This window comes from Tessaracoccus yangjingae, assembly GCF_054483935.1.
The window spans coordinates 851182-869103 of sequence record NZ_CM137014.1 but is presented as its reverse complement, the minus strand read 5'-3'; the positions used below and the strand labels follow the sequence as shown (position 1 = coordinate 869103).

Here is a 17922-nt window from a genome sequence, read left to right as displayed (position 1 = left end):
CGACGCTGCGGTGGACCGGATGCCCCCGCTTCCTGGGCCGATTATGTGTGGGGAGGGGGTGGTTGGACAGGGCGGCGGACCCGCGCCGCCGTCGGGCATGGATCTGACGCTGGGGCGGGGGTGTGTGGCCCTGGCCAGGAGTGTCGCGGCAGGACAAAATGCCCTGTTCGCGCCGGCTCCCGCTTCGACCACGGCGGTACCATCGGGGACGAGACATCCGAGACCAGCAGGGGGCCTTATGACGGAGCACGCCGGCTTCGTCGTCGCGGACCGCTACGCGCTGAACGACGAGGCGCCCAAACGCGGCGGGATGGCCCACGTGTACACCGGCGTGGACCGCCGCGACGGCGACATGGTGGCGGTCAAGTTCCCCACCGGCGCCATGAGCGTCGACGGCGCCTTCCGGGCCAGGCTGAACCGGGAGCGCGCGCTGCTCTCGCGCATCGAGCACCCCAACGTGGTGCGAGTCCGCGACGCCGGGACGGGCCCCGCGCCGTGGGCCGGGCCCCACGAGGACCACCCCTATATCGTCATGGACCACGTCCGGGGCGAGACCATCCAGGAGATGCTGAGGAACACCCGCCGGTTCACCGCGGAGGCGGTGGTGGGCATCACGCTGCAGATCCTGGCCGGCCTGCAGGCCATGCACTCGGACGCGGACGTGATCCTCCACCGCGACATCAAGCCCAGCAACGTGATGATCGACGGCGACGGACGGGTCACCGTCATCGACCTCGGCATCGCCAAGTCCTCCTCGGACGCGCCGGTCACGCTCACCGGCCTGCAGCCCGGCAGCCCCCAGTACGCGTCTCCGGAGCAGCTGCTGGGCCAGCCGCTGGACCCGCGCTCGGACATCTACTCCGTCGGCTGCCTCATGTACCGGATGCTCACCGGCTCCCTGCCGTTCGGCGCGCTGGAGGCGTCCACGGGCGCGCGGCCCGCCGTCGTCCTGCCGAGCGTCCGCGCCGACGATCCCGGCCTGGAGTTCCTCGACGCCGTGGTGGTAAAGGCGCTGCAGCCCCGGCGGGAGGACCGCTTCGCCACCGCCGACGAGATGGCCGAGGCGATCACGGCGGCCCAGGTGGCGCGGGAGGAGATCACCGTCGTCGACGGCGGCGCCACCACCCCGGCGCTGCGCGGAGACACCCGCATCGATCCGGCGCGCGTGGTGCCCGGGCAGGTGCCGGCCGAGATGCCCGCCGCCCACGTCGTGGTCGCGGAGCAGGCCAGGCGCGCCCTGCGCTCCGGCGCGCACCGCCCCCAGGCCGCCTACCAGGAGGTGGTGATGGCGTCGGTGGCCTCCACGGTGAGGGAGCGCGTCACGCGCGCGCTCCTCGTCGGGGTGGCGATCGGGGCCGGTGCCGCGACACTCGCGGGCATGATGGGGATCCTGGCGGTGCTGGGCCAGTGATAGATCGGCTGACCGCGTATCTCATGGGCCTCGTCACGCCCTTCGAGCTCACCCGCGACGAGCTCGGCGCGCTCACCGGGCGCACGGGCCGGCGCTCGGATCAGGTGACCGCACGCCTGTCGACCTACCTCGACGACGTGGACCGGCAGGTGCACCGGATCTCCACGCTGGTCACCGTCCTGAGCGCGGTGCTGACCTTCCTGGTCCTGCTGCTCGTCTTCTGGCTGTGGGGGATGGTGAGCTGATGGGGAGGCCGTGCCCGCTGTGCAGCGCCGAGCAGGGCGACTGGCTGGTGCTGGAGATCAGCAGCCGGCCCGACGGCGGCTCGTACCGCCTGCGCCACCGCGACATCGCGCAGGGCACGCTCCGCCCGGACGAACCGATCACGGACAGCTGGGAGATCTGCCGCTACGGCCACATGCGCCGGGTGACGCAGCCCGCGGCGCCCCCGCCGAACCTCGCGATGCGCCTGATCAGGGCCGTCGTCGGATCAACCACCCGCGACGAGCCGGGCCCCGAGGCCGCCGACGACCCCACCGTCGTCCAGATCCTGGGGTCCACCGGCGGCGGCAAGTCCCAGATCGTGCGCGGGCTGTGGCAGGAGGTGCTGCCGCCGTCGCACCTGGGCGCGCCCGAGATCCTGCCCGGCCAGGAGCGCCGGGTGCGGCGCCTGCTGACCCCGGAGATGGGTCAGCGGTTCACCACCGGGAGCATCGAGCCCACGGCGGACTACCGCGAGACGGCGCGCCAACGGCTCACCACCTACCTGGGCGCGATCAGCGACGATGTCGCGGCCGGGGACCGGCTGGAGTACGTCCTGCGGCAGGCGCTGCTGCTGGAGAACCCGGACCCCACCACCATCGACTACCGCGCACGCATCTGGGGCAACACCCGGGCGCCGTACCTGTTCCGCAGCTCGCACGGCGGGCGGCAGGTCACCACGGCGCTGGTGGACCTGCCCGGCGAGATCATCGACCGGCTGACCCAGCTGGGCGACGGCGGGGCGAAGCTCGGCCGCACGGAGAAGGCCCAGCTGAACTACTCGCACCACTTCCTGGGCGTCCTCGACGCGCTGTCGCTGTCGTCGGTCTACCACCAGCTGACCGATCCGGAGCGGCTGGCGTGCTCGCGGGTGCGGGGCGGCGAGCCCGGCCGCGTGTTCGCCTCCACGCGCCAACAGGCGCACGAGCTGCTGCGCTCGGTGCTGTTGATGAGCGACGGCGACCTCACGGCCATGGGCCACGCGAGGCTGTCCATCGCGCTGTCCAAGGGCGACGCCATCCACCGGGCGCTGGTCAGGAACCCGGTCGCGGCCGGCGAGCCGGATGCGCTGAGGCGCTGGGCGTGGGCCTTCCGCCGCCCCGAGGCCGCGAAGGACTTCCAGGGCGCCGCGGCAGACTCGGTGCTGGCCGCGCTGGATCACTTCGACCCCGGGTACATGTCGGCCTCCGCGCGGCAGCTGCTCGGTGGGCTCGTCGACGAGCCGGACCGGCACGAGCGCGCGCGGCTGGCCGGCGAGGTGGCGCTGGCCGTCCTGGAGCACTTCGGGGATCCGGCGAACTTCTGGGGGCTGGTGGCGACGGACTCGTTCGCGCCGCTGAGCGTGGGCGGGCGCGAGGTGGCCGTCGAGACCTCCGAGCGGTACTGGTTCGCGGGGGCCGACGGCTCGGTCCTGCAGGCCCGCGACATTGTGAGCGCCGTCCTCGCCTCGGCCCTGCTCGGTGCGGACTTCGGCAGGAACCTCATCTCGACCCTCAACGGCACCGCGGCGGTGCGCTTCGTGCTCACCTGCACCCGCGAGTTCGTCACCCCCGACGGCCGGGTCCGCCAGGTGGGGGATCCCGACGCCGTGATCCCCTCCAACGCCGGGCTGCTGCACCTCATGGCGGTCCTGTTCCAGGAGCCCGGGCTATGACCCAGGACTGGCTGGTCTCGACGCGCTCGGACCGCGGCGGCGGGTTCCGCCCGGACCCCGAGCGCAGCTCTCCCTCGCTCCCTCCCCAGGTCGCGGCGGAGTTCGCGGCCCTGGAGCCGCTGTACCCCCAGCTCGCCGTCGGCGGCTCCACGGAGGCCGAGGGCATCGCCGTCGCCACGTACCGCTACTCGCCCCGGCTGCGCTCGTGGGTGGTGGTCGTCCAGGGGTCGTCGGGTCAGTACGGCCCGGCGGGCGCCATCCAGTTGGCCGTCCTGGCCGGCGGCGGCACGCTGCTCGACTGCCTGACCGGATCACTGCCGGTGGTCCGACGCGACGGCTGGCTGGCGCCCGGCGAGACGGCCAGACCCCGCGTGACGCTTCGGGCCCCTGGCGCGGAGGTGGAGCGGGCGTTGGCGGGCCTGCTGTCCCTCGACGCGTCGAACCGGGTGCTCCTGCTGCCGGGCGGGCAGGGCGAGGTGGATCAGCTCCTCGGCTGGCTCTGCCGGATCCTGCCCGAGGGGGTGGCGCAGGGCTACACCTGGTCCACGTCGCTGGCCGCCAGCCGCATCGAGGCCGGCGAGACCGTGATCTCCGGCGGGTGGCCCGAGGCCCTGCGGGCCCGGCACGCGGACATCTTCCGGGCGTTCTCGGCCCGCGCGCAGGAGGCCCGCTCCGGCGGTCCGCGACTCCCCGAGGGCCTGGCGTGGGCGCTCGGCGAGGCGGCGGAGCGGCGCTACCCCGGCCGGAGGTCGCAGGCGGCGGACCTTGCGGAGTGGCTCGAGGAGTTGGAGGGGCGACGCCCGCTCACCGCGGGGGAGGCGCTGCAGCTGGTGCGCGGGCGCGTCGAGGGTCCGCAGGCCCGACGGTGGGCCGACGGCGACCTGTCCCGGCGGCTGCTCACGGCAGACCTGGAGCAGCTCGAGCGGCTGCTGACCCACCCGTCGGAGGTGGTGTCGCGGGGGGCCGTCGACTGCCTGGACGCGCCAGGGGTGTGGGGCCACCTGGTGCGGCTCGAGCGCAGGCGGGCGCGGAAGGGCTTGGCGCCGATGCTGCCGCCCGGCCTGCTGGAGACCGACGCGCTGGTGCTGCTGGCCGAGGACGTGACCAGCGGCTGGGACGTGTCGCTGCTCAAGGAGGCGCGGCCTTGGCTGGACGGCCTCGGCCTCACCGCGGAGACGGCGCCCGGGTTGGTGGTGCTGACCGCGGCCGAGCAGGCGCAGGCGCTGCAGCGCGACCCGCGGCGGATCCGTCGGCTCGTCTCCAGCGGGCAGGCCGCGGAGCTGGGGTCCGGATACCTCGCCGAGCTGGTCAGGCACGAGCCCAGGCTGCTGGCCCCGCTCGCCGTCGAGATGGCTCGCTCCGGGAGCGGCCTGGAGGACGACGTGGCCTCACTGCTGGCCACGGTCCCGTCGGCCGTGGCGGGCGGCCGGGCCGCGACGTCTTTCCTGCAGGAGTGCTCCCGGCACCTGCCCACCGGCCTCATGCCGCGGGACGCCCGGGCGCTGCGGTGGAGGATCGCCGACGCGGCGGCCACGGTCGCCGCGGCTCACCGCGCCGGACGCGCCGTGGTCGACGACGCCACCGACGCGGCCATCCTCCGCTTCGCCGTCGAGGGCGGGCAGGACCCGGGGGCCGACCCGGCCGACCGTCTCGGCCGCGGGCTGCGGTGGCTCGTGCTGGGCGTCGTCGCCCTCATGGCGGTGGCGCTGATCGTGGTCCTGATCCTGACGCTGGCGCTGTAGCCCCCGGCCCCGGGGTGGGGGGTGGTTTGAGCCGATGGATGGGTTCGACGAGTTACCCACGCTCAGTTCACGCGGGGGCCCCACGTCGAACCCATCCATCGGCTCAACACCCAGGCCGGGAGGGAGCCGTCAGACGAGTGCGACGGACCGCTCCCAGAGCTCCCTCGCCAGGCGCGCGTCCTTCGCCTGCGGGTGCAGCTTGGCCACCCTCCGCGACTCGTAGTACGCCCCCGGCTCGAACGTGATCCCGGGCCGGCCCTCGGCGAGCCAGACGAGCTGGTCCGCGCCCTTCTCGTTGCTGACGGTGAACAGCCGCTTGAGCGGCCCGTGGTAGAAGATCCGCGTGGGGTGGTTGGTCTCGGCAGCGAAGTTGCTGCCCACCACGCCGGGGTGGAACGCCACCGCCGCGACACCCTCGCCCCCGTACCGGCGCTGCAGCTCCGTCGTGAAGAGGATGTTGGCCAGCTTCCCGTTGCCGTACGCCCTCGTCGGCGAGTAGCGGCGGGAGTTCTGGAGGTCGTCCAGGTCGATCCGGCCGAAGGCGCGGGCCGCTCCGCTGGACGTCTGGACGACGGTGGCCTTGGCCGCCACCAACGCGGGCATGAGCAGCGTGGTCAGCAGGAACGGGGCCAGGTGGTTGACCTGGAAGGTCTTCTCGTTGCCGTCGACGGTGAGGGTCCGCTCCCCCATGATGGCGCCGGCGTTGTTGGCGAGCACGTCGATGCGGGGGTGGACGGCCAGCAGGTCCGCCGCCAGGGTCCTCACCTGCGAGAGATCCGCGAAGTCGGCCACATGGAACGGCGCGCCCAGCTCGTCGGCGACGGCCCTGGTCTTCGACGGGGAGCGCCCCACGACGACGACGGCGTGGCCCGAGCGGCTCAGCTCCCGTGCGGCGGCGGCCCCGATCCCGTCGCTGGCTCCGGTGATGACGATGGTCTTCTGCATGGTCCCCATTGTGTCCGGGCCGGCCGGGGGGGTTTGAGCCGATGGATGGGTTCGACGGGGTGCCCGCGCTCAGCTCACGCGGAGGCCCTTCGTCGAACCCATCCATCGGCTCAAACCACCCAGGGCGGCAGGGAGCCGTCAAGCCAGCACGATGGACCGCTCCTGCATCTAGGCGGACACGCCAGAGGCGGATCTGGTGGCGACTACGCCATCAGATCCGCCTCTGTGTCGGTATCGGGGGTCGGAGCGTCAGCGACGCGCGAGACCCTCCTCCGCGTCGGGCGTGGCGTCCGCGGCGCGCTCGGTGCCGTCGACCAGCGGGTCACTGGTGGTACCGGCGGTCGCGACGGCGGCCGTCTCGACGCCCACCGCGGCCTTGGCCGGGGCATCGTAACGGGGCTGCCCGTCGACGAGCCCGGGGTCACGCTTGTCCAGCGCCCACTTGAGGACGAACAGCCCCGCCACCATCGCGTAGGCGATGAGGAAGTTGGTGGGCCGCTCCCCGCCGAGCACCGGCCTGGCCTCGTGGATGATCCCGAAGAAGGCCAGCGCGCCACCCACACCGGCGCTGATGGCGGCCGCGATCGTGCGGTTACGGATGGCGAAGATCGCGATGCAGCCCCAGATCAGGGACGTCAGCGGCGCGCCGTTGCCCAGCGCGTAGAGGCCCGTGTAGTTGGTCCCGGTGGCTTCGAGCGCCGGGAACCCGACCGCTCCGGCGTTGGTCTCGACGGCGCGCAGCACGTTGCCGGCCAGGGTGAGGCCCCAGTTGGCGATCCACGGGAACAGGGCGATGAAGATCACCGGCACCTCGATGCGCGGCGTCTCCCGCACCGCCTGGTTGGCGGTCACGACGCCGATGAAGATGAGGATCGGCGCGATGGCCGCGAGCGGGATGATCGACAGCAGCAGGCTGCCGAGGCTGAACAGGCCTACCACCAGCATGGCCAGGCCGTTGAGCAGCGTGTAGCCCACGCCGGCGCCCATGGTCTTGTAGGCCGAGTGGCCCACGTAGACGGTGACCGGGAACGGACTGCCGAAGAAGTTGCCGACGAGGCCGGCGCCCGCGTCGGCCAGGATCACCGGCCGGGTGGGGTAGGGGTCGCCCTCGGTGTGCGCGGACTCGATGTTCTCGATGTCGAACACGAAGTTCGCCAGAGCCAGCGGGACGGCCGACGCGATGTACGGCAGCGCGACGCCGAAGTACTCCCAGATCTCGTTGACGTGCACCTGCGGCGGGGTGAACCCGGCGCCGGCGAGCGCCTCGCGGATGGCTTCGGGCGACATGAGGCCGAAGGCCCAGCCCAGGGCGGTGCCGACGACGAGCAGGATCAGGCCGGTGGGGATGTTCTTGAAGATCGGTGACTTGCCGAACCAGTTGATGAAGATCAGGGCCAGCACCACGAACGCGACGACGGGGGTGGCGAAGGACTGCAGCATCGGGTTCATGGCCAGGAGCAGCAGGCCCAGTCCGCCGAGGCAGGCCAGCAGCACGGTCCGCGGGACGGCGCGGCGGAGGGAGTCGCCGAGGAACGCGCCCACGAAGAGGATCGAGTTCTCGATGAAGCCCCACACCAACGCGATGCCGATCGCGAGGTTCGCGTCGCCGGTGGTGGTGTAGACCGGCAGGAGGACCAGGAAGGTGATCGTGAAGATCGCCGGCGCGGCCGGGCCCGACGGGAGGGCCGTGATGTCGGTGCGGCCGAGCTTGCGGGCCAGTCTGTTGGCGAAGAACACGTAGGAGCACGACGCCACGAACACACCGAGGCCGAACGCCGGGACGATGCGCCCGAAGACGATCTCGTGCGGTAGCCCCACCACGAACGTCAGCAGCGCGATGACCGTGAGCAGGTTGGTGAGGTTGTTGGTGAAGAGGGCGAAGAAGGCGGCGAGGTCGCCCTTCTGCCAGAGCGGGAGGGCCATCCGGCCCGCAGCGCGGGGGGAGGCGGTGGTGGTGGTCACTGCGAGAACCTTTCGGCGAGGGCCAGCGTTGCCCGGTGGAAGGCTTCGGCCGGCGGATGGGTGAGCCCCGCGCCGATCATGCCGATGCCGGCCTCCTTGTGCGCGATGGCGGTGTTGATGATCGGCAGGATGCCGGTCTCCTCGACCTTGCGGACGTCGATGCCCGTGGCGGTGCCACGGAAGCCGAGGATGGGGATGGTGAGGGCTGGGTTGAAGCCCTCGGTGATCTCGGACATGGTCCGGGAGTATTCGATGGCCTCGGAGACGGTGCCGCCCACGAGAGGGACGATCGCCGGGGCGCACGCCATGGCGAAGCCGCCGATGCCGTAGGTCTCGGTGATGGCCGAATCCCCGATGTCGAGGCCGCGGTCGTCGACGGTGAAGCCGGCGAACAGCGGACCCTCCACCACCTGCGCGGGCCCGGTGAACCAGGTGCCCTCGCCGGTGCCGGCCACGCGGATGCCGAACTCGACGCCGTTGCGGGCCATCGTCGTGACGATGGTGGAGTCGGCGATGTTCTGCGCCGAGTCCATGGCTGCCTTGGAGGCGGCCATCCACGTCGGCCCGGAGAAGTAGTCCGAGGAGGCGACGAAGTTGAAGACATCCTGCTTGTCCTTGGTCGAGAAGCCCGACTCAAGGATGTGCGGGGCGAGCGCCTGGATCAGCAGGGTGGTGCCGGCGTTGTTGCGGTTGTGCGCCTCGTCGCCCATGTGGAGCGCCTGGGCGAGCATCATGCGCAGGTCGATCTCCTTGGCCGAGACCATGGCGTCGCGGAGGATGGGGCCGAACACGTCGCGCATCCAGTTGAGCCGGTCGATGACCGACTGGTCGTTGGCGCCCATCCGCAGGATCTTCGCCAGCTGCTCGGACAGGTTGGTGTAGGCGTAGTTGCCGTGCGGACGGTTCTCGACCACGTGCATGAACATCGACGCCGAGGTGACGCCCGCCATGGAGCCCACGGCCTGGTGCTCGTGGCACGGAGAGAAGGTGATCTCTCCTGAGCCGGCCAGCTCGTAGGCCTCGTCGAGGTCCTTCGCGAGGCCCTCGAACACGAGCGCTCCGGTGACGGCGCCCTTCATGGCGCCCGCCATCCGCTCCCACTCGATGGGCGGGCCGGCGTGCAGGATGGTGGTCTTCGTCATGCCGGGGACCACGTCGAGGGCCTGGCCGAAGCCCACGAGGATGGGCTGGGAGGTGACGATCCGCTCCAGCGCGACGGCGTTGGCGGCGTTGATCCGCTCGGCGATGTCGCTGCGGGAAAGGACGTTGAGCGCCTCCATCACGTCAGGGCGGCCACCGCCCGGGGGCGTCCAGTCGAGGTGTGTGACGTGCGCGCCCTGGGCCTTGATGTCCTCGGCGAACATGGCGGCGCCGACGTTGACGACGTTCAGAGGTGTGCCGAGGAGTCCGGCGATGCTGCTCATCAGTTGTTGTCCTTCCAGACGAATTCGCGGGCCAGCAGGCCGGTGTTGGTCGACGACGACGCCCAGGTGCAGCCGGCGTCGACGAGCTTGGCCACCTGCTCCTGCATGTTCTGGGGGTCCTCGTCGGTGCCGAGCACGTAGACCAGGATCTCGAGGTGGCGGCCCTCGGCGGCAGCCTTTGCCTTGGCCTCCCTGATGGCCGGGAGCATGACGCCGGCCGGGTCCGGGTTGGCGCCGTAGCCGAGCACCACGTCCATGACGATGACACCCACCTCGGGGTCGGCCGCCTCCTCGACGAACCGCGCGATGCGGTTGGAGGGGTCGATCATGGGGTGCGGCTTGCCGTTGGTGAACTCGTCCTCGCCGAAGTCGAGGAACGTGTGCGCCTTCGATCGCTCGGTGCCCGACAGCTTGTACTCGGCCTCCTTGCGGATGTTGGAGTACACGTCGGTGTACTTCTCCATGGCGAGGAACATGGCCTCGTCGCAGATGGTGCCGCCGCAGTAGAGGGCGCGGATGTACTTCTGCTCGGGGGTGAGCTTGGCGCGCACCTCCTCGATGAGCGGCCAGTTGAGCGAGTGCAGGTCGAGGTCCTCCTCCTTGGCGCCGCCGGCGAGCACGGCCGCCAGCGCGGCGGGCTTGGTGCGGTTGAACAGCTCGATGCCCTTGGCCTTCGCCGAGGCGATCAGCTCCTCAGAGGCGCCGAGGAAGCAGACGACGACGGGCTTGGCGCTGCGGGCCAGCCGGTCGAGGACCTTCTCGGCCACCTCGGCCGCCGGGGGCTTCGAGACGACGACGATGACGTCGGTGCCCGGATCAGCCTCGAGGGCGTCGATGCCGTCGAGCATCATGATGCCGCCCACCTGGGTGGAGAGGTCGCGGCCGCCGGTGCCGAGCAGGTGGGAGATGCCGCCGGTGAAGTCGTGGATGCGCACGCTCATCTCCTGGCTGCCGGTGCCCGAGGCGCCGACGATGCCGATCCGGCCGCGGCGCACGTTGTTGGCGAAGCAGAGCGAGACGCCGTTGATGATCGCGGTGCCGCAGTCGGGGCCCATCATGAGCAGGCCCTTGTCGTGGGCCTTCTTCTTGAGCTCGATCTCGTCCTCGATGGCCACGTTGTCGGAGAACAGCATGACGTGGAGGCCCGCGTCGAGGGCGGCGTGGGCCTCGCGGGCGGCGAAGGCGCCGTTGACGGAGATCACCGCGACATTCGCGTCGGGACGTCCGGAGGCCGCGGAGGCGACGGTGCGGAAGGTGACGTCGCCGTCGTCGTCCTGGGGCTTGCGCTCGAGCAGCTCCTGGATGCCGGCCATGGCGCCGTCGGCGTTGTCGTCGTTGTCGGCGACGGCGATGAGGATGAGGTCGCCGGGGGTCAGGGCCGCCATCTCGTCGGTGAGGAGGCCCTGGTTGGTGAGGATCTCCTTGTTCATCGCGGTGGCCATGGCCGCGACGGCGTTGGTCACGCCCGGAAGGGCGTTCGCCTTCGTGGACAGCGACATGAGCGACACCGAATCGACGTAGGTGCCTCTCTTGATCAGGGTGCGGGTGGTCATTGCGCTCCTTGCGGGTGGGTGGTGAGGTGGGCCGCCGAGAGCAGCCCGAGTGCCATGTCGGTGCCCGACGAGTGCCCGACGTCGGCGAGCGCGGCCAGCGCCTCGTCGATGCCGGGCCCCGGCGGGCGGGTGAGTGCCGCCAGGAGGCGGTGCAGGGGGTCGATGGCATGCCCCTGCAGGGCGTTGCGGAGGATGCTCAGCGACACGTCGACGGTGGCGCCCGGGCGGGCGGCGCCGTCGACGGCAGCGGTGGCCGTGCCGAGCGTCTCCGGCGCGTGGTGGGCGGCCAGCACGAAGCCGGCCAGCCAGTCGTCGCCCGAGGGGGTGAGCCCCTGGCCGAGGCCGAGCAGCCGGGCCGCCGCACCGCGGGCGTCGGCGAGGTGGTGCCGGGCGACGGCGTCGTCGAATTCGCGGGTGCGGGCGTCGAGCTCGGCCGCGACCGCCTCCTCGAACGGCGTGGGCCCGGCGCTCCGGCCGGCCGGGCCGTCGCCGAGGCGGACGCCGTCGAGCCGGGCGGCCAACTCGTCGACCGCGGCCGGGAGGATCGGGCCGTCGAGCGGGACGGGCTGCCAGGTGGCGGCCCGGGTGAGGTCGAACTCGTGGTCCCCCAGCCGTAGCCGGGCGGGGGTGAGCTCGCCCTGGTTTCCGGGGCGGAGGGCGAGGCCGTCGAGGGTGGGGAGGTCGACGACGACGGTGCGGGGGCCAGCCGGCCGCGACCCCGCGACGACGGTGACGAGGCCCGCCGAAGTGGACAGGTTGGCCGCCGTCGCGAAGACGGAGTGGATGCTCACCGCTCCGGTGGCGGACGGGAACACCTCCCTGTCCACGGTGATGGCGATGCCTGTGCGCGTCATTGCGTCTGCCCCGACCCTGTCGTGCCGGCCGTCAGGCGAGCGCCGCGCGGAGGATGTCGGCGATCCCGGTGAACCCGAGACGCTCGGCGTGCGCCAGCGGCGTGACGCCCAGCTCGTCGACCATCGCCGGGTCCGCGCCGTTGCCGACGAGGAGCAGGACGATCTCCTGCTGCACCGGGCCGCCGTCGCGCAGGAGGATCGCCTCGAGGAGGGCGGTCCAGCCGCAGAGGTTGGTGTGGTTGAGGTTGATGTCGGTCTGCTCGGTGAGGTAGCGGACCACCTCGAGGTGCCCCTTCTCGGACGCGGGATGGATGCCCTTGCCGTAGAAGCGGGTGGTGCGCTCGAGGTCTGCGCCGGCCTCGACCATGGTGCGCACGAGCTCCGCGTTGCCGGAGATGCAGCCCCACAGGAAGGGGTTGAGGCAGATCTGGTCCTGGCGGTCGATGTCCGCGCCGGCCGCGATGAGGTGGCGGACGGCGTCGAGGCGTCCGGCCTTCGCGGCGATCAGGATCGCGGTGCGTCCGACGGTGTCGGTGGCGTCGACGTCGGCGCCCGAGGCGAGGGTTGCGTCGATCTGCTCGAGGGTCGCGGTGGAGGCGAGGGTGGGCCACTCGTCGGATCGCTGGGGGGGAGTCCTCATCGTTGTTCTCTCTCGCGGGATTGAAGAGTTACTACAAACTGTAGGTTGGCATATGGTATACCAGAGATATGCGCATCGTACTAGCCCTTGGCGGCAACGCCCTCACCGGGGTCAATGAATCCGTCAGAGTCGACCACCAGATCGCCGCCGTCGAGGCCGCGTCCGCCCAGGTCGCCCAACTCGTCGCCCAGGGGCATCAGCTGCTGCTCTCCCACGGCAACGGCCCCCAGGTGGGCAACATCCTCGCGAAGAACGACATCGCGGCGTACTTCCTCTCCCCCGTCCCGCTCGACTGGTGCGTGGCCAACACCCAGGGCTCGATCGGCTTCATCCTGCTCAACGCGCTGAGCGGCGCGCTGCAGGAGCAGGGGTTGGAGATCGCGCCCACCGTGGTGGTGTCGCGGACGGTCGTGGACCCGTCGGACCCCGCGTTCAGCAACCCCACCAAGCCCATCGGCCGCCACGTCGACGGCGAGACGGCCGAGCGGCTGATCAAGCTCGGCCAGACGTGGGTGGACCACGGCGACATCGGCTGGCGGCGCGTGGTGCCGAGCCCGCGTCCGCTGCGGATCATCGAGGCGCCCGCCATCTCGGCGCTGCTCGACGCCGGCTTCCTGGTGGTGGGCGGCGGCGGCGGGGGCATCCCCGTCGTGGAGAAGTCACCCGGCCACTTCGCCGGGGTGGAGGCCGTCATCGACAAGGACCTCAACTCGGTGCTGCTCGCCGATCAGATCTCCGCCGACACGCTGGTGCTGGCTACCAACGTCGACAACGCCTGGCTCGACTGGGGCACCGACCATGCCCGCCCCATCGGCGAGATCGACGTGGCCACCATGCGGAATCACCTCGCCGACGGGCAGTTCCCGCCCGGCTCGATGGGCCCGAAGGTGGACGCGGTGTGCTCGTTCGTGGAGGCGACGGGGGGTCGCGGCATCATCACGCGGCTGGAGAAGATCACCGACGCGGTGGCCGGGCAGGCCGGGACCGTCGTCGTCCCGTAGCGGGCCCGGGGCTCAGGCGTTCGCGGCGTCCTGGCGGTCCGGGAACAGTACCGCCAGCGCCAACTGCTTGCTGGTGGCCACGTGGCTGGTGGCGACGGCGCGGGCCCGGTCCACGTCGCCCGACGCGATGGCCTCGAGGATGTCGCGGTGCTCCTGGCAGACGAGGGTGACGTCGTCGTTCTGGCGCAGGATCCAGTTGAGCCGGTTCTTCAGCGGCCGGAGAACCCCGGCGAGGGTGTCGTTGTGGGAGGCCTCGACGAGGATCTCGTGGAAGCGGGCATTGGCGGAGTTGACGGCCTCGGCGTCGCCGGCGCGGGCGGCCAGCTCAGCGGCCTCGACGCTCTCGCGCATCCGCTCGATCTCGGCCTGGGAGGCGCGGCTCGCCGCCAGTGCGCACTCCTGCACCTCGAGGGCCTCGCGGACCTCGAAGATCTCGTCGAGGATCGCCGGCTGCATCTCGGTGACCACCGCGCCCCGGCGCGGGACGAGGGTGACGAAGCCTTCGGACGCGAGCGCCCGGATGGCCTCGCGGATGGGGATGCGGGAGATGCCCGTCTCCTCGGAGAGATCTCGCTCCTTGAGCCGGTGGCCGGGCGGGAAGTCGCCGCTGGCGATACCCGTGCGGATGTAGTCCAGAGCGACATCCACCAGGGACGGCACACTGTCCGCCAGGTGCCGCGTCCCGTTCACGGTCATCGTGCCCCCTCCTCGACGTCTGAGGGAAGAGTAGCCCCACCCGGCCAAACCCCCTGAGGTAGCACGACACGCCGTCGCACCCGGCCCCCACACGCACAGAGGGCGACGGGGGCCCCCGAAGCCGGACATTCGTGCCACCCGACCCCCGCGCCTACAGCGGGCACGACACGCCGTCGCACCCTACCCCCACGCACACAGAGGGCGACGGGGACCCCCCGAGCCGGACATTCGTGCCACCCGACCCCCGCCCCTCCGCGACACTGGACACCATGGACGCCATCGACATCCTCCTCGACGCCGCCTCGCGCCCCCTCGACGCGCTGGAGAACCTCCGCCCGCACCTCACGGCGGAAGTGCTGAACCGTCACCCCGCCGGGCACGACAACTCAGTGGCCTGGCTGCTCTGGCACACCGGCCGCGAGATCGACGTGCAGCTCGCCCACCTGTCCGGGGACAAGGAAGTGTGGACCACGCAGGGATTCCGCGGCCGCCTCGCCCTGGGCGCCGTCGCTGACAAGGTGGGATACGGCCACACCCCCGAGCAGGCGCGGGCGATCGTGGTCGCGGATGCCGCGCCGCTGGTGGCCTACGTGAGCGCCGCCGTGGAGGCGCTGAAGGGCTACATCGGAGGGTTGGAGGATGCGGACCTCGACGACGTGGTCGATCGTCGCTGGGATCCTCCAGTCACCCGCGGGGTGCGGTTGGTGAGCATCATCGACGACGCCGCCCAGCACCTCGCGCAGGCGGCCTACGTGTGCGGGATGCCGGGGCACCCACCCGCTGGCTGAGGCGCGAGGAGCGAAGCGACGAGCCTCGAAGCCCAAGCAACTCTCCTTGTCAGCTTACGTTTCCCGGACCACGACCCCGCGTGGCGACCCACTCGAGGAGACGCCCGAGAGAACCGCGACGATCTCCCACTGGCGGATCAGGAACGACTCCTCGTCGAGCTTCTTCCTCCGCATCCAGCCCGTGACCTCGCTGTTGCACTTGCTCGCATTGCACGCGCGGCAGGCGGGCACGACGTTGTCGACGGTGTAGCGGCCACCGCGCGAGATGGGCAGGACGCAGTCCTTCTGCAGGGCCACATCGACGGCGCCGCAGTAGGCGCACCCGGCCCAGGCGTCGCAGAGCTCACCCCACTGCGTCGACGTGAGGTCCTGCACCTTGGCGCTCAGCCGACGCTTCCGTCGTCGCGCCGCGCGCACCCTCATCGTCGTCGCTCGCCCGGCCATGCCCGCAGGCTACGCCCGAGCCCCGGTTCATCCCGCCGCGCCACGCACGACACGCCACCTCGACGGCGCACCGGCTCGTCCCCTGGGCTGCCGATGCTGAGCGGCGGATCTGAGCGCGACTACGCCGCCAGAACTGCCACCTAGCCGGTCGCCCAGCGGTTTCAGGCCCGTTCTCGCCGCGGCGGCTCGAGCAGCTCCGGCGTCGACTCGCCGCCTGACTCGCCCATCAGCGGCGCCTGCGGCGCTGACCGCCGGCTCCTCCGGCGTTTCGTGCGCAGCCGACGAGTGTCACCCCGGTGCGCGATGATCGAACCCACCGACGTCGATGGGGGCAACGATGGGGCTACAACTTCCCGGTACGGGGCCGCAGGTGATCACGGACGCGTTCGACGTGCACCGGCTCGTCGCCTATCTCCGCTCAGAGGCACGGACCCGGCCGGTGGTCGTGCTGACGGTGGCGCGCGGCCGCCACGACACCTACGTCGCCCCCACGGACTTCACCGCCGACGGGCGCGCGGACGTGGTCACGCTCACCCATGATCAGGTGACGTACGCGCTGTCCGATCAGGTCGGCAAGGAATCCTCGGTGTTCGGCGGCGCGTGCCGCGTCTACCCTCCGGGCACGGGCTGGGAGACCGACCCCCACACGGTGCCGCTGTTCCTGGCCCGCGACGCCGACGAGATCAAGGACCTCAAGAGCCGCCTCCTCGGCGCGCTCCAGCGGGCGCTCGCCCCGCAGCCTCCTGTGGATACCGGCAACCGGAGACCCTCCACCACTCCGTCGACCCCCCGCCCGTCCGCGACCACGGTGCCGCCGGCCGTCCGCACCCGCGACGATGCTCACGCCCTCGGCGCCTTCCTCCGCAACCCGGCGCGGCAGCGGCCGGTGGTGGTGGTGTCGCGTGCAACAGGCGCCCCCGAGGCATACGCGGATGTCGACAACCTCCACACCACGTTGCACGGGATCGCCGACGTCGTCGAGATCGAGACGGCCGAGGCGAGCTGGGCGTTCAGCGAAGCCGTCCCGCCGATGTGCCAGGTGTACGGCGGCGCATCCCGGGCGTACCCCATCGGGTCCGGTTGGGAGACGGACCCCTACGAGTCGCCGCTGCGGTTCGCCTACGGACGCACGGACCGCGTCCGCATCACCCGCGAGCTGGTATCCGACGCCATGAGCATGTCGTCTGCGGGCGGGTTCGTTGCCGACGCCACCGGTCAGACCGCGGTCAACGTCGAGGGCACCGTCTCGGGGGTCGCGGGCGGGCGCGCGCTGGTGGACGCCGGGGCGGGCATGCCGTGCACGATCTGGCCGGAACTCGTGGAGCCAGGCGTGGAGGCGGGTCGGCTCCTCCGCAAGGGCATGACCGTACGGGGGGAGCTCGATCCGGAGAGTCGGCGCCTGGACGTCCGCGGGATGCGACTGCGCGCCGAGGACGCCGTCGCCGCGTACGCCCCGGGCGACACGGTGCTGACCAGGGTCGCGGCAGTCGGGCCCGAAGGTTGCACCGTCGAACTGTTCCCCGGACTCGCGAGCGTCATCCCCTCCGACCTCCTCGTCGACGACGACCACGATCTCCGGCTGCTGCTCACCGACGGCGACGTGGTGCCGGTGTGGATCGTGGAACGGGATGAGGCCACCGGCGAGTGGCTCCTGTCGTTGCTCGACGCAGCCGCCCCAGAGGCGGCCGTACCCGCCCCCAGCATCCTCGACGGCGGCCCGCCATGGCTGGTCGCCGAACAGATCACCGAGCCCGCCGTCTCCTTGGAGGAGGTGGCTGCGGAGGCCGAGGGTGAGGCTGTCGAGGAGCCGGCGGCCGTGCCACCGCCAGAGGTGACGGCGGACGTCGTCGACGGGTTGCTGAGAGAGCAGCGGCAGCTGGTGGAGGAACTTCGCCGGGCGAGGGCAGCGCTCGGCGCACTGCATGAGGAGACCAGGGAGTTGCGGCAGCAGCTGCGTGAGGAGGTTCGGAGGAAGAAGTCGCGGGCGCGGCCGTCGGTCGTCGACGACGTGCTGTTCACCACGGAGGCCGAGCAGCTGGACTTCGAGATCAGGCAACTCTGGGCCTACACCGTCCCCGCCGGGGAGAAGGACCGCTACCCGCTGGCACCATGGCGTTACGGGGCAGGGTTCTTCGAGACGCTGAACACCGTGCAGGGAGTGTCGCGGGCGAAGGTGGTGGAGGTGATGGTGCAGGTGCTCACCGGGCGCGACGCGGAACTGGCCTCGCGCGAACTCCACCAGTTGCGCAGCGGCAGGGGCGGCGACGACCCGCCGGTGACGCGCAGCGGGGGCGAGACGTGCTGGCGGGTGTCGCTGCAGAGCAACACGCCCAGCGCGCGACGCCTGCACTACTGGAAGTGCGCGGACGCGACCATCGAGTTCTCGAGCGTGCGACTCCACGACGACGTCCGCCCGTAGCCGGGTCCACGCCACCGCAGGCGGATGGTCACCGGGGCCCAGGTGGGCGCTCGCTGCGGGTTGGTTCACCCACCCCGCTGGGAGCAACCCGCTGTCAGAGCCAAGCGCTAAGCTCGCCAAGGTCCCGA

Annotated in this window: 15 protein-coding genes; 7 read left to right on the top strand and 8 right to left on the bottom strand. The window is 71.6% G+C overall.

The genetic code is table 11. From position 1 onward, the window contains the following. The first annotated feature begins 238 nt into the window (after positions 1 to 238). The 4 genes from ACX1D3_RS03820 to ACX1D3_RS03805 are packed head-to-tail and all read left to right on the top strand — an operon-like array spanning position 239 to position 5068. On the top strand, positions 239 to 1411 hold the full coding sequence (locus ACX1D3_RS03820) for a serine/threonine-protein kinase (protein ID WP_458995660.1): 1173 nt from the start codon (positions 239 to 241) through the stop codon (positions 1409 to 1411). Beyond that, positions 1408 to 1656, top strand: a complete 249-nt coding sequence (locus tag ACX1D3_RS03815; RefSeq protein WP_458995659.1) for a hypothetical protein — start codon at positions 1408 to 1410, stop codon at positions 1654 to 1656. The genes ACX1D3_RS03820 and ACX1D3_RS03815 overlap by 4 nt, the downstream gene beginning before the upstream one ends. Continuing rightward, the gene (locus tag ACX1D3_RS03810) at positions 1656 to 3326 is read left to right on the top strand and encodes a hypothetical protein (RefSeq protein ID WP_458995658.1); all 1671 of its coding nucleotides are present in this window, start codon (positions 1656 to 1658) and stop codon (positions 3324 to 3326) included. The genes ACX1D3_RS03815 and ACX1D3_RS03810 overlap by 1 nt, the downstream gene beginning before the upstream one ends. Beyond that, entirely contained in the window at positions 3323 to 5068 is a 1746-nt protein-coding gene (locus ACX1D3_RS03805) for a serine/threonine-protein kinase (protein ID WP_458995657.1), read from the top strand. Before ACX1D3_RS03810 ends, ACX1D3_RS03805 begins: the two co-directional genes overlap by 4 nt. A 129-nt stretch (positions 5069 to 5197) precedes the next feature. Here ACX1D3_RS03805 and ACX1D3_RS03800 read toward each other — a convergent pair whose 3' ends face one another. From ACX1D3_RS03800 to ACX1D3_RS03775, 6 genes are all read right to left on the bottom strand, one after another. Further along, a complete protein-coding gene (locus ACX1D3_RS03800; protein WP_458995656.1) occupies positions 5198 to 6013 on the bottom strand; it encodes an SDR family NAD(P)-dependent oxidoreductase in 816 nt (271 codons plus the stop codon). A gap of 249 nt (positions 6014 to 6262) precedes the next feature. Next, on the bottom strand, positions 6263 to 7975 hold the full coding sequence (locus ACX1D3_RS03795; RefSeq protein WP_458995655.1) for a hypothetical protein: 1713 nt from the start codon (positions 7973 to 7975) through the stop codon (positions 6263 to 6265). Then, positions 7972 to 9399, bottom strand: a complete 1428-nt coding sequence (locus ACX1D3_RS03790; RefSeq protein ID WP_458995654.1) for a YlbE family protein — start codon at positions 9397 to 9399, stop codon at positions 7972 to 7974. The genes ACX1D3_RS03795 and ACX1D3_RS03790 overlap by 4 nt, the downstream gene beginning before the upstream one ends. Continuing rightward, positions 9399 to 10952 (bottom strand): acyl-CoA synthetase FdrA, encoded by a 1554-nt coding sequence (gene fdrA, locus ACX1D3_RS03785; protein ID WP_458995653.1) that lies wholly within the window; start codon positions 10950 to 10952, stop codon positions 9399 to 9401. Before fdrA ends, ACX1D3_RS03790 begins: the two co-directional genes overlap by 1 nt. Further along, entirely contained in the window at positions 10949 to 11806 is an 858-nt protein-coding gene (locus ACX1D3_RS03780; RefSeq protein WP_458995652.1) for an oxamate carbamoyltransferase subunit AllH family protein, read from the bottom strand. Before ACX1D3_RS03780 ends, fdrA begins: the two co-directional genes overlap by 4 nt. Before the next feature lie 31 nt (positions 11807 to 11837). After that, positions 11838 to 12446, bottom strand: a complete 609-nt coding sequence (locus ACX1D3_RS03775) for an ankyrin repeat domain-containing protein (protein ID WP_458995651.1) — start codon at positions 12444 to 12446, stop codon at positions 11838 to 11840. A gap of 68 nt (positions 12447 to 12514) precedes the next feature. Between ACX1D3_RS03775 and ACX1D3_RS03770 the strand changes: the two genes are divergently transcribed. Then, positions 12515 to 13447, top strand: coding sequence for a carbamate kinase (locus ACX1D3_RS03770; RefSeq protein WP_458995650.1), 933 nt, complete (start codon positions 12515 to 12517; stop codon positions 13445 to 13447). A 12-nt stretch (positions 13448 to 13459) separates the two neighbouring features. Here the strand turns inward: ACX1D3_RS03770 and ACX1D3_RS03765 are convergent, their stop codons facing one another. Then, positions 13460 to 14143, bottom strand: coding sequence for a GntR family transcriptional regulator (locus ACX1D3_RS03765; RefSeq protein WP_458995649.1), 684 nt, complete (start codon positions 14141 to 14143; stop codon positions 13460 to 13462). Between the two features lie 269 nt (positions 14144 to 14412). Here ACX1D3_RS03765 and ACX1D3_RS03760 point away from each other — a divergent pair, with 269 nt between their 5' ends. After that, positions 14413 to 14931 (top strand): mycothiol transferase, encoded by a 519-nt coding sequence (locus ACX1D3_RS03760; protein WP_458995648.1) that lies wholly within the window; start codon positions 14413 to 14415, stop codon positions 14929 to 14931. A gap of 54 nt (positions 14932 to 14985) precedes the next feature. Here the strand turns inward: ACX1D3_RS03760 and ACX1D3_RS03755 are convergent, their stop codons facing one another. Further along, a complete protein-coding gene (locus ACX1D3_RS03755) occupies positions 14986 to 15375 on the bottom strand; it encodes an HNH endonuclease (RefSeq protein WP_458995647.1) in 390 nt (129 codons plus the stop codon). Between the two features lie 370 nt (positions 15376 to 15745). Between ACX1D3_RS03755 and ACX1D3_RS03750 the strand changes: the two genes are divergently transcribed. Further along, positions 15746 to 17794 carry a hypothetical protein gene (locus ACX1D3_RS03750; RefSeq protein ID WP_458995646.1) on the top strand — a complete coding sequence of 683 codons (2049 nt, stop codon included), beginning with the start codon at positions 15746 to 15748 and terminating at the stop codon, positions 17792 to 17794. The last annotated feature ends 128 nt before the right edge of the window (positions 17795 to 17922 follow it).

Coding starts and splice junctions, on each gene's coding strand:
- ACX1D3_RS03820 (WP_458995660.1), top strand. CDS start 239: ATGACGGAGCACGCCGGCTTCGTCGTCGCGGACCGCTACGCGCTGAAC.
- ACX1D3_RS03810 (WP_458995658.1), top strand. CDS start 1,656: ATGGGGAGGCCGTGCCCGCTGTGCAGCGCCGAGCAGGGCGACTGGCTG.
- ACX1D3_RS03805 (WP_458995657.1), top strand. CDS start 3,323: ATGACCCAGGACTGGCTGGTCTCGACGCGCTCGGACCGCGGCGGCGGG.
- ACX1D3_RS03800 (WP_458995656.1), bottom strand. CDS start 6,013: ATGCAGAAGACCATCGTCATCACCGGAGCCAGCGACGGGATCGGGGCC.
- ACX1D3_RS03790 (WP_458995654.1), bottom strand. CDS start 9,399: ATGAGCAGCATCGCCGGACTCCTCGGCACACCTCTGAACGTCGTCAAC.
- fdrA (WP_458995653.1), bottom strand. CDS start 10,952: ATGACCACCCGCACCCTGATCAAGAGAGGCACCTACGTCGATTCGGTG.
- ACX1D3_RS03780 (WP_458995652.1), bottom strand. CDS start 11,806: ATGACGCGCACAGGCATCGCCATCACCGTGGACAGGGAGGTGTTCCCG.
- ACX1D3_RS03775 (WP_458995651.1), bottom strand. CDS start 12,446: ATGAGGACTCCCCCCCAGCGATCCGACGAGTGGCCCACCCTCGCCTCC.
- ACX1D3_RS03770 (WP_458995650.1), top strand. CDS start 12,515: ATGCGCATCGTACTAGCCCTTGGCGGCAACGCCCTCACCGGGGTCAAT.
- ACX1D3_RS03765 (WP_458995649.1), bottom strand. CDS start 14,143: ATGACCGTGAACGGGACGCGGCACCTGGCGGACAGTGTGCCGTCCCTG.
- ACX1D3_RS03760 (WP_458995648.1), top strand. CDS start 14,413: ATGGACGCCATCGACATCCTCCTCGACGCCGCCTCGCGCCCCCTCGAC.
- ACX1D3_RS03755 (WP_458995647.1), bottom strand. CDS start 15,375: ATGGCCGGGCGAGCGACGACGATGAGGGTGCGCGCGGCGCGACGACGG.